Annotated in this window: 15 protein-coding genes, 1 tRNA gene and 1 pseudogene; 13 read left to right on the plus strand and 4 right to left on the minus strand. The window is 62.0% G+C overall.

The features are described 5' to 3' along the window. The first annotated feature begins 9 nt into the window (after nucleotides 1-9). From ACS0VV_RS09985 to ACS0VV_RS10015, 7 genes are all read left to right on the plus strand, one after another. Nucleotides 10-168, plus strand: coding sequence for an isopropylmalate isomerase (locus ACS0VV_RS09985; RefSeq protein ID WP_483532561.1), 159 nt, complete (start codon nucleotides 10-12; stop codon nucleotides 166-168). Beyond that, nucleotides 168-773, plus strand: a complete 606-nt coding sequence (gene leuD / locus ACS0VV_RS09990) for a 3-isopropylmalate dehydratase small subunit (RefSeq protein WP_483532562.1) — start codon at nucleotides 168-170, stop codon at nucleotides 771-773. The genes ACS0VV_RS09985 and leuD overlap by 1 nt, the downstream gene beginning before the upstream one ends. Before the next feature lie 131 nt (nucleotides 774-904). Continuing rightward, nucleotides 905-1228, plus strand: coding sequence for a DUF1476 domain-containing protein (locus ACS0VV_RS09995; protein ID WP_483532563.1), 324 nt, complete (start codon nucleotides 905-907; stop codon nucleotides 1226-1228). Between the two features lie 4 nt (nucleotides 1229-1232). After that, on the plus strand, nucleotides 1233-1466 hold the full coding sequence (locus ACS0VV_RS10000) for a BolA/IbaG family iron-sulfur metabolism protein (protein ID WP_483532564.1): 234 nt from the start codon (nucleotides 1233-1235) through the stop codon (nucleotides 1464-1466). A 31-nt stretch (nucleotides 1467-1497) separates the two neighbouring features. Continuing rightward, entirely contained in the window at nucleotides 1498-1842 is a 345-nt protein-coding gene (grxD, locus tag ACS0VV_RS10005) for a Grx4 family monothiol glutaredoxin (RefSeq protein WP_483532565.1), read from the plus strand. A 186-nt stretch (nucleotides 1843-2028) separates the two neighbouring features. Then, nucleotides 2029-2874 (plus strand): hypothetical protein, encoded by an 846-nt coding sequence (locus ACS0VV_RS10010; RefSeq protein ID WP_483532566.1) that lies wholly within the window; start codon nucleotides 2029-2031, stop codon nucleotides 2872-2874. Nucleotides 2875-2883: 9 nt separating this feature from the next. Beyond that, nucleotides 2884-3501, plus strand: a complete 618-nt coding sequence (locus ACS0VV_RS10015; protein ID WP_483532567.1) for an SOS response-associated peptidase — start codon at nucleotides 2884-2886, stop codon at nucleotides 3499-3501. A 453-nt stretch (nucleotides 3502-3954) separates the two neighbouring features. Here ACS0VV_RS10015 and ACS0VV_RS10020 read toward each other — a convergent pair. Then, nucleotides 3955-4031 (minus strand) — tRNA-Arg (locus ACS0VV_RS10020). 59 nt (nucleotides 4032-4090) lie between these two features. Here ACS0VV_RS10020 and ACS0VV_RS10025 point away from each other — a divergent pair. Further along, a pseudogene (locus ACS0VV_RS10025) lies at nucleotides 4091-4836 on the plus strand (queuosine precursor transporter). A 10-nt stretch (nucleotides 4837-4846) separates the two neighbouring features. Here ACS0VV_RS10025 and ACS0VV_RS10030 read toward each other — a convergent pair. The 3 genes from ACS0VV_RS10030 to ACS0VV_RS10040 form a co-directional block, all read right to left on the minus strand. Next, entirely contained in the window at nucleotides 4847-5056 is a 210-nt protein-coding gene (locus ACS0VV_RS10030; RefSeq protein ID WP_483532568.1) for a PspC domain-containing protein, read from the minus strand. Continuing rightward, nucleotides 5053-5175, minus strand: coding sequence for a hypothetical protein (locus tag ACS0VV_RS10035; RefSeq protein WP_483532569.1), 123 nt, complete (start codon nucleotides 5173-5175; stop codon nucleotides 5053-5055). Before ACS0VV_RS10035 ends, ACS0VV_RS10030 begins: the two co-directional genes overlap by 4 nt. A gap of 322 nt (nucleotides 5176-5497) precedes the next feature. Next, a complete protein-coding gene (locus tag ACS0VV_RS10040) occupies nucleotides 5498-5626 on the minus strand; it encodes a hypothetical protein (protein ID WP_483532570.1) in 129 nt (42 codons plus the stop codon). Nucleotides 5627-5851: 225 nt separating this feature from the next. Between ACS0VV_RS10040 and recF the strand changes: the two genes are divergently transcribed. From recF to ACS0VV_RS10065, 5 genes are all read left to right on the plus strand, one after another. After that, nucleotides 5852-6940 carry a DNA replication/repair protein RecF gene (recF, locus tag ACS0VV_RS10045; RefSeq protein ID WP_483532571.1) on the plus strand — a complete coding sequence of 363 codons (1089 nt, stop codon included), beginning with the start codon at nucleotides 5852-5854 and terminating at the stop codon, nucleotides 6938-6940. 2 nt (nucleotides 6941-6942) lie between these two features. Beyond that, on the plus strand, nucleotides 6943-8808 hold the full coding sequence (locus ACS0VV_RS10050) for an asparagine synthetase B family protein (protein WP_483533524.1): 1866 nt from the start codon (nucleotides 6943-6945) through the stop codon (nucleotides 8806-8808). 99 nt (nucleotides 8809-8907) lie between these two features. Further along, on the plus strand, nucleotides 8908-9042 hold the full coding sequence (locus tag ACS0VV_RS10055) for a hypothetical protein (RefSeq protein ID WP_483532572.1): 135 nt from the start codon (nucleotides 8908-8910) through the stop codon (nucleotides 9040-9042). A gap of 180 nt (nucleotides 9043-9222) precedes the next feature. Then, nucleotides 9223-10077, plus strand: coding sequence for a hypothetical protein (locus ACS0VV_RS10060; RefSeq protein WP_483532573.1), 855 nt, complete (start codon nucleotides 9223-9225; stop codon nucleotides 10075-10077). Then, the gene (locus tag ACS0VV_RS10065) at nucleotides 10074-10364 is read left to right on the plus strand and encodes a PqqD family protein (RefSeq protein ID WP_483532574.1); all 291 of its coding nucleotides are present in this window, start codon (nucleotides 10074-10076) and stop codon (nucleotides 10362-10364) included. The genes ACS0VV_RS10060 and ACS0VV_RS10065 overlap by 4 nt, the downstream gene beginning before the upstream one ends.

Genomic DNA, 10364 nt, shown 5'->3' on the forward strand with positions numbered 1-10364 from the left:
TTGAGTTCCATGACAGACAAGACCAAGAAGGCCGCCATTGCTGCGGCAGGTGCTATCGGTTCGGCGGCGATTGCTGCGGCGCTTCTGTATGTGAACAAGCGCAAGAAAAAGAACGAGCCGACCCAGCCCGGGCCGATCCCCAGCGGCGAGAAGCCCGAGACCGATTGATGGAAAAGCTGCGCGCCGTGGAAGGCCGGGCGATCCCGTTCGGCCGCAAGAATGTCGATACCGATCTCATCATCCCCGCGCGCTGGCTGAAGACGATCAGCCGCGAGGGGCTAGGCGCAGGCGCGTTCGAAGCGGTGCGTGCGGACGATCCCGCCAATGTGTTCGACAATCCCGAATTTGCGGGCGCGCCGATCCTGATTGCGGGCGACAATTTCGGCTGCGGCTCCAGCCGCGAACACGCTGCATGGGCGCTGCTCGATATGGGCGTGCGCGCGGTTATTGCGCCGAGTTTCTCGGACATTTTCGCAGGCAATGCGTTCAAGAACGGCATCCTGACCGTCGCCTTGCCGCAAGAGGCGGTGGACCGCCTGCTCGAAGTCGCCGCGACCGATCCGATCAGCATCGATCTGGAAGCGCAGAGCGTTACCACGCCGTTCCAGGACCGTTTCGCGTTCGAAATCGATTCGTTCCGGAAGCATTGCCTGCTCGAAGGGCTCGACGAAGTCGGGCTGACGCTGGAACGCGGCGATGCAATTGCCGCCTATGAGGCGAAGCAAGCGCAGCACCGCCCGTGGCTCGCGCGCGGAACAGGTGTTGCGGGCTAGGCTCACAGGTCTTATCCCGCTCATGCTGAGCTTGTCGAAGCATCGTCCTTCACTTGTGGTACCACGCCAAAAGGAAAAGCGATCCTTCGACAGGCTCAGGATGAGCGGATTTTCAAAGGGATGACTAACAAATGACCGATTTCAAAGACCGCGAACGCGCCGAAGAAGCCAAATATGCGATGGACGAAGAAACCGCGTTCAAGATCGCCGCGCGGCGCAATCGGCTGCTGGGTGAATGGGCCGCTGGTTTGATGAGCCTCACGCCCGAAGAAACCGAAGCCTATAAGAAGGCCGTCGTGCAGGCGGATTTCGAGGAAGCGGGCGACGAAGATGTCATCCGCAAGGTGCTGGGCGATCTGACCCAGGCCGGCACCGATATTGACGAAGCGACGGTGCGCGCCAAGCTTGAGGAAATGATGATCGAGGCCAAGCGCCAGTTCATGGCGCAAGGCTAAGCCCATGCCCATGCCCGCCGAAGACATCGCGGCGCTGATCAAGGCCGCCATCCCCGATGCGACGGTCGAGATGGAAGCGCTCGCCAATGATAACGACCACTGGCTCGCCCGCGTCACCTCGTCCGAGTTCGCGGGCAAAAGCCGCGTGCAGCAGCACAAGATGGTCTTCGCCGCACTCGGCGGGCGTATGGGCGGCGAGCTGCACGCCTTGCAACTGCACACCAGCGTTCCCAACTGACGGGTAACGACAGACAAACCGGGTGGGACACGTGACCGATCTAAACACCGAAACGAATGACCGCATCGCCAAGATCGTTGGCGAGAATGATGTTGTGCTTTTCATGAAAGGCACGCCGCTTTTCCCGCAATGCGGCTTCTCCAACCGCGCCGTGGCGATTCTCGACCACTGCAATGTCGCGTTCGAAAGCGTCGACGTGCTGCAGGACATGGAAATCCGCCAGGGCATCAAGGCCTTCTCCGACTGGCCGACCATCCCGCAACTATATGTCAAAGGCGAATTCGTCGGCGGCAGCGACATCATGATGGAAATGTTCGAAGCGGGCGAGTTGCAGACGCTGATGACCGAAAAGCAGGTTGCTAAGGCTGAGGGTTGATAAGGCTGCTCATGTTTGAGCAATCTCCCCTTCCCTAAATCCCGGTTGCCCTGAGCTTGCCTGCGCCCGCGTAGGCGGGTGTCGAAGGGCTGTCCTTCCTTTTTGGAGTGGGCACATACTCAGAAGAAAAGCAGTCCTTCGACAGGCTCAGGACAGTCGGGACCTTGGGGCTGAAACGGGATTTTAATGCTCAAACACGCTCTCACCCTTGCGGCCCTTTTTGTCGCCCCCACCACACTCGCGGCGCAGGACTTTTCCGCCGGGGAGGCCGCGCAGCGCACCGCTGACGAGATGCTCGCGGTCCAGCAGGCCACCGCGATTGCGCAGCGGCAGTTTTCCGGCATGGTCTCAGGCAATATCGGCTCAAGCTATCAAGGCGCGATAGCGCTGCCCGGTGCGCAGGATGGCGAGTGGCTTGCCATTATCGTGGGCCGGCGCGGCGACGGGCCGGATGCCGACTATGTCGCGCTCGCCGAGTACGAGATCGTGGGCGGCGCGATCATTTCCGAAGTGATCCACTTGTCAGGCGATGCCCCGCTGTTGGACGGCGTGGCCTCCGCGATGGCGCAGGCGCGCAGTTTCGCCCCGCGCGCGGTGCTGGCGACGAGCGCGGCATTGTGCGTGGACGAGGGATCGAACGGATCGGTCAACCTTTCCACCATCGTCCTGCCCCCGCGCGAGGATGCGAGCTTCGATGCCTATGTCCTCAACGGCCCGATCGAGGATGGCGCGGTGCCGCTGGGCAAGCATTGGCGCGTGTCGTTCGACGAATTCGGCATCAGCGGCGATCCGGAACTGCTCACCGATACGTGTGAAGTGGTGACGTGGACGCAAGAGACGCCGGGCTTGGAATTCATGATCCATGTTACCGAACATTCGGGCGCCGCGCCTTCGCCTGTGCACATTTTCCTCTCGACCCTCGTGCCTATGGAACTGGGCGTGGTGACAGGCGAGGTGCTTTGGCCGATAGAAGCTGGAACGCTGGGCGCGCCAACCGGATTGCCGGAGGCGGCGCGCGATCTGCCGGAGTAGGAAACGCCCATGTGCAACCTCTACAAAATGTCCAAATCGGCGGACGAGGTTGCACAATTTTTCTCCGACATCGCGCAGGACATGCGCGTCTCACCCGGCGGGAACGCGCCCGAAATGCTCTATCCCGGCTATCCCGGCATGGTGCTGGCAGAGGACACGCTGCAACCGATGGTCTGGGGCTTCCCGCTCCAGCGCAAGGGCGCGAAGGGTCAGCCGCTCAAGCCCAAGCCGGTCAACAATGCGCGCACCGACAAGCTGGGCAGCAGCTTCTGGAAGCCGAGCTTCGAAGCACGCCGCTGCCTGATCCCCGTCAGCGCTTTTGCCGAAGCCGAAGGGCCGACCGGCGGCAAGACGCGCACATGGTTCTCGCCAGCGGATGCGGAGTTGTTCGCCATCGCCGGTTTCTGGCGCGATACCACCGAATGGGGCCGCGCCTATACGATGCTGATGACGCAAGCGAATGCGACGGTGCGCGGCGTGCACGACCGGATGCCGGTGATCCTCGCGCCCGCTGACTGGCACAGCTACCTCACCGCCGAACCGCGCGACGCCTATGCGTTATGCGTGCCTTATGCGGGCGCAATGCGGAAGGATGCCACGGACGAGCCTTGGGCGGGCAGACGCTGAGTTTTTGTAGAGGGAAAGTCGGGGAGGCGGGACCGGGAGACTGGTCGGGTAAACCAAAGCAGTCCCGCCTCTATCGAAGACTTGGGTATCGCATTTTACTTTGCACACCCCGTGCCAGTTTCGCGCATTGGCAGATTCCTGCGGGAGACGATGGTTGGCGAAAAGTTAACGGGGTATCGCGGTGTAAAAAAGTTCGACATTCACCCGGCTAACCCGTCATTGCGAGCCGCAGGCGAAGCAATCCAGTTTCAACGCCGGACTGGATTGCCGCGTCGCCTAACGGCTCCTCGCAATGACGAGGTTGAAAGGGACTGCCGAAGGCCCGAGGGCGACCGCCCGACCGCAGATGCCGCGCAGCCGGAACGAAGTCCCGGCGGAGCGAACAGCATCGAGGACGATTGCGCGGATGCGCAATCGAAAAGCAAACAAGCCATTCTTTGCAACAGCAAAGAATGGCGCGCCCGGCAGGACTCGAACCTGCTGCCTCAAGATTAGAAGTCTCGCGCTCTATCCAGATGAGCTACGGGCGCGCGCTCCACGTGCGAATAGCGATGTTTGCTGTCCGCGCAAATGGAGATACACCGCGCAAATGAGCGATCATCCCCAAAAACTCGAAGGCGACGCGCTGCGGGCCGCGTCCTTCCGCTATTTCCCCTATGTCATGGCGGCCTTCGTCGCGATCTTGCTGCTCAGCAATATCATCGGGGCGGCCAAGCCGAGTTACGTCACGCTGCCTAACGGCACGCAGTGGGCGTTCGGCGCGGGGGTTTTGTTCTTTCCGATCAGCTACATCATCGGCGACGTGCTGACCGAAGTATATGGCTACGCCAATGCGCGCCGCGTGATCTGGACGGGGTTTGCCGCGCTTATCTTCATGGCGTTTATGGCATGGGTCGTCGTCGCGCTGCCGCCTGCCGAGGGCTGGCCGGGGCAGGAATCCTATGAATTCGTGTTCGGGAACAGCTGGCGCATCGTGCTTGCCAGCATTGTCGCTTTCTGGGCGGGGGAATTTGCCAATTCCATCGTCATGGCCAAGATGAAAGTCTGGACGAAGGGAAAGATGCTGTGGAGCCGCACAATCGGTTCAACCTTCGTGGGCCAGGGCATTGACAGCCTGATCTTCTATCCGCTGGCCTTTTACGGGCTGGCAGGATGGCCGATTGAGCAATTGTGGCAGGTCGTGCTGTCCAGTGGCTCATCAAGACGGGGTGGGAAGCGCTCCTCACCCCGGTTACCTATCAGGTGGTCGGTTTCCTGAAACGCCGCGAAGGCGTGGAGGTGTTCGATACCGACACCGATTTCTCGCCATTTGGCAGAGGTGGCGCTGGCCGTTGAGCGCGTAAGCTCAGTTGGCCAGCAACCAGATCAGCAAGTAGATCAGGATGAAGCTGCCGACACCGGCAACCGCACCGATGGCGAAGACGATGCGCACGATCAGCGGATCGACATTGAAATAGTTGGCAAGCCCGCCGCACACGCCGGCGATTTTCGCATTTCCCCTGTCGAGGCGGAAGCCTGCAGGGCGGTTGCCGTTCGAATTCTGGATATTGCTCACATCAGCACCTGTGAAATCGTGGTTGCGGTGGGGTTGGCAAAGCTGCTGACAAACAGCGTGGCGGTCAAGGCCATGGCGCCGAAAATGGCAGCGATGCGGTTAGAATACGTCTGGGTCATTATCGTTGTTCCTTTGTTTCGGTCGGGTCAGACCAGCGTGCCAGGGGTGGCGAAGCTGCTGACGAGAAGCGTTGCGGTGATCGCGAGTGCGCCAAGAGCAGCGAAAACGCGGGCAGAAATGTCGTTGGTCATGGTCATTGTTCTGTTTCCTTGTTCAGTAGTCTTGGTTGGATCAGACGAGCGTGCCGGGGGTGGCGAAGCTGCTGACAAAGAGCGTTGCGGTCATGGCGAAGGCGCCGAGGACTGCGAAAACGCGGGCGGTGAAGTCGTTGGTGTTGGTCATGTCAAAAAGCTCCTGTTGGATGGGGTCGTTGGTGTGTAGTTACGCGATCAGCATCAGCACGCTGGGCGAACCGGGGTTGGCAAAGCTGCTGATGAACAGCGTGGCCGAGATGACAACCGCGCCAAGTGCGGCGCCGATTTTGCCGAGAATGTCGTTCGAGTTGCTCATGGTCTATTTCCTATTCTGAGAGACTGTTGGTCTGTATCGTCCCATGCCGACTACTTTGCAGAGCGCGTGCCAAACTGGAAAAACCGCAGAATTCTGCCATTCCCGTTCATCGCGTAGACAGTTTACATTCTGTTACTCCCTATTCATCGGGAATTAATCCCAACATTTGGGAATTGAATTTCAGGTGGAACGGGCTCCCGCGCTGGAATAGGGACGATCCGACCTATGGCGCTCGACCGCATCACCCTTTCCCGCTTCCGCAACCACGCCGAAACCCGGCTTGAAGGCACGCGGGCGATCAATTTGCTGGTGGGCGAAAACGGCGCGGGGAAGACCAATGTGCTGGAAGCGCTCTCGCTCTTTGCTCCCGGGCGCGGAATGCGGCGCGCGGCGCTGGCCGATATGGCGGGAGTGGGGGGTGACGGCGCATTCGCGGCCAGTTGCCAGCTCGATACCGGCGATGGCGGGGAGCCGGTCAGGCTCGGCACCGGAATGCAGGCGGCGCGACCCGGCAGGCGGATCGTGCAGGTCAATGGCGCGGAGGCGACTGCGATCAGCCTTGGCGAATGGCTTGGCCTTGGCTGGCTCACGCCTGCAATGGACCGCCTGTTTATGGACAGCGCGGGCACGCGGCGGCGCTATCTTGACCGGCTGGCGGTGGCGCTGGAGCCAGGTCACGCGCGCTATGCCAGCCGCTACGAAGCAGCTTTGCGCGAACGCAACAAGCTGCTCTCGGCGGAGTACGCCCCCGATCCTGCATGGCTGGACTCGATAGAGGCGCAACTCGCGGCAGAAGGCGCAGGGCTAGCGCAAGGACGCGCGCGGCTGGTGGGCACGCTGATGGAAGAATTGCAGGCCCTGCCGCCGCAGCCCTTCGCGCGGCCTGCCCTCACCTATATCCCCGGCGGCGCGCTGGAAGAAGGCGAGTTGCGCCAGCAATTCGCCGACAACCGTACGCGTGAACGCGCGGCGCAGCGCACACTCATCGGCCCGCACCGCGATGAATTGCAGGTGGTGATGGACGCGAAATCCATGCCCGCCGCCGAATGCTCGACCGGCGAGCAAAAGGCGATGCTGATCGCCATCACCCTCGCCCATGCGGCATTGGCCGCGCGCGGGCGGCCCAGCCTGCTTTTGCTCGACGAAGTGGCAGCGCATCTCGATCCCGTGCGGCGCGATGCCCTGTTTGACCGATTGAGAGGCAGCGGCACGCAGGTCTGGCTCACCGGCACCGAACGCGTGCCGTTTGAGGGCATTCTGGAAGAGGCAGCGGTCTGGCGCGTCGCGGGCGGCGCGGTGGAGCGGCTTTCGTGAGCATGATTTACGGCGTGATGGCGCGCGGCAGCAAGCGCGTGCCGCCTGACTGGATCGCCGCGATGGACGAGCGCGCGGCGAAATGGCCCGCCGACTACTGTGAAAGCGACACGTCTGCCGCCGCGCACATCGCCATCGGCGAGCGCTCGCCCTATGCGGGTGCGCCTCCGCAAGGCTTCGTCCACAACGCATCCGGCACACTCGTTTTTGACGGGCGGCTGGACAATCGCGGCGAGCTGACAGCCGCCTTGGAGCTTGGCAAGGCGAGCGATGCCGAGGTCGCGCTTGCCGCTTGGCAGACATGGGGGGCAGACTTCGCACGGCATCTGGTCGGCGACTTCGCCATTGCCGCGCTCGATCCCGGTGGCGGGCATTTGACACTCGCCCGCGATGCGATGGGCATTCGCCCGCTCTTCGTCGCCGAGACGCAGGACTTTGTTGCTTTCGCCAGCAATATGGACGTGCTGCTCGCACTGCCATGGGTGGATCGCGCTCCCGAAGCGATGTGGCTGGTCGATTGCATGGAGCAGATCAAGGGCGAAGAGCCTTACACGCCCTATCAGGGCATCCGTATCATCAAGCCCGCGCACGCACTTGCGATCACAGCTTCACAGCGTAGCGAAACGCGGCACTGGTCGCCCCCGCCGCTCGACGACTTACTCGATATCACGGCGGACGAGGCAATCGCCGAATACCGCCGCCTGTTCGATCAGGCGGTCATTTGCCGTCTGCCAGCCAAAGGCGTCGTTGCCAGCGAATTCAGCGGGGGAATCGACTCTGGCGCCATCACGCTGACCGCCGCGCCGGTCTTGGCGGAAAGGGGGCAGCGTTTCCTGACACTGTCCCATGTCCTCGGCGAAGCGGCGGTGCTCAACGAAACGTTTCAGGACGAGCGCGAGCAGATCGAGGCGATGCGCGCGGTGATGCCCGAAACCGACCACCGCTGGCTCGACGATCAGCCGCAATCGCAGATTGCGCTCACGGCAGCGATGGTCGCCCGCCATGGCGGGCCGGCACAGCGCGATTTCGCATTTCTCCAGCCACGCCTTGCCGAAATCATGCGCGAGGAGGACTGCCGGGTCATCTTCTCCGGCCACGGCGGAGACCAATGCGCGACCGGCCAGGGCGAAGGCTATGGCGAGAGCCTCGCGAAAGCGGGCGCGTGGGAAGATCTCGCGCAAATCGCGGACTGGAAATGGCGCTTCCTGTGGCGAACCGGCCCCGGCCGCGCGATTCTGAAGCGACGTGCTTTCGCCCAGCGGCACGCGGTGCTGGGCCGTCGCCACCGCACGACCAAGCCGGCATGGATTTCCGATGCCGCATTGCGCGCACGTCACAACGCGCATCCCATGCGCCCGCTATGGGGCACCATTGGCGAACGCGAGCGTGAAGTCATCGCCAGCCCGCATATTGCCCAGCGCACGCAAGACACGGCTGTCGGCTCCGGGCCGAACGGCTTCGCGCACACCTACCCCATGCTGGACACCCGCCTCGTCGAATTCTGCCTGCGCGTTCCCGACCTGCTCAAGCGCACGCCCACGCAGCGCCGTGTGCTTGTGCGCGGCGCAATGAAAGGCCGGATGCCCGACAGCGTAAGGCTGCGCGACAACAAGCAGGGCGGCGCATCCATGCCCGTGGCCATTGCCGGCTTCTATGCGGAAATACCTGCGTTGCAGTCGTTGCTTGAGCAGAATCGCGATACCTGGTTGGGGCGCGAGCTTCTGGACCTGGACACCATCCTTGCCGAATTGGAGCGGGTGCGCGTGACTGCACAGCCCGGAGAAAAGGTGCGAACGGGCCAGTTTCGAAAGGCTATGCAATTGTGTCTTTGGCGCAAATCGCCAAATCCGCCCGCCGAGCTGCCCTGAAACCGATAGTGCAGATTGGTTGACCACGGGCAGTGATTGGTTGACTTTACAAATGGGTGCTGGCAACCCGTCCGAAACTAGCGCCTGTGGGGGAAAACCATGTCAAAGAAATCTTCGGACAGCACCAAGCTCGATTGGGAAAAGCCAACACTCGAAGTGGTCGCCATGACGAGCGATGTTCACGCCAACATGGCCATGGACGTTGACGAGGATTTTGACGGCCTGCCGTCCTGATCTTTCGCTCGATTATGAAACGCATAGCGGCTCCGGCATTCGGGGCCGTTTGTGTTTCGGGATGAGATAAATTGGCCAATGCGCTACACCGTGCATGGACTTGAGCTGCAGTCCGACTTGCCGTTGCCGCCGCTTGCTGCGGCAGGCAGCGCAAAGCAGTCGACTGCGACAGCTGAGATAATGGCCGGGTGTGTCCCCGAAGCTCTCGAAAATGCGGAAGTCACCCGCACACATTATCAAAGCGCGCCGGGAGAAGCGCTGCTGCGGGCACCCGGCGTCGGGCGGATGCTAATCAGTGGCGGGTCGGCGATCACCTATGAACTGGCCAGCCAGCAAAGCGCCGCCGATATGGCCGCGCATATCCTTGGCAGCGGCTGCGCGCTCCTGCACCAGCAGCGCGGTAATGTGGTGCTGCACGGCGCGAGCGTCTGCCTCGATGGAAAGGCGTTTCTGGTCTGCGGGCCTTCCGGAGCGGGTAAATCGACCATTGCCGCGCATCTGCTCGAAGCGGGCGGACAAACGCTTGGCGATGATGTTGTGCACATCGGCGAGGCGCCCGAATTTCTCGCCTTCCCCGGCCCCGCATCGGCCAAGCTTGCAGCAGATGCCTTGGCCAGCCTGCCCTCCTATGCCGCAAGCGAGAAGCTGGGCACTTGTCCAAGCGGCAAGGCGATCCTTGCAACAGCCGAACGGTTTGTGCTCGCGCGACAAAAGCTGGCCGGTATCATCGTTCTCGAATGGGCGTTCGCGCATGAAGAGGTTGCCGCCACACGCCTCCCGCACGGTGAAGCCCTCGCCGCGCTGCGCGACAACACCTTTCGCAAACGCTGCATCACCAGCGACATTGCACAGAGGCTGTTCAGCAAATGGAGCGCGATTGCGGATGGCGTGCCGATGTGGCGGATTACCCGCCCCGAAGGACGTGACACGCGCGGCGAAATCGTCAAGATTGCGAGCGAGCTTATCGCTCAGATGCAAAACCGGCCGGACAGGGCAGCGGGATCGCCCGAACCGGTCGACGGGGTGAGACAGTGACGGAGAAAACGGAAATGCAGCAGGTGTTCGCACCCGCAGAGGATGTCCTCATGTCGGATTCGGGCGAGAAGAAAGTCCTGATGTCGATGCAGCAGGGGCAGTTCGTGGAATTGAACGCAACGGGCAAGGCGATTTGGGAACGGCTCGACGGCCAATCCTCGCTCGCCGAAATTGCTGCGGCATTGCACGAGGTTTACGATATCCCGCAGGATCTGTGCGAGGCGGAAGTCCTGCAATTTGTCGGCCATCTGCGCGATCACAGACTGGTCGAACCGGTCGGCGCATAG

The sequence above is a fragment of the Aurantiacibacter sp. KMU-128 genome, from assembly GCF_056933515.1.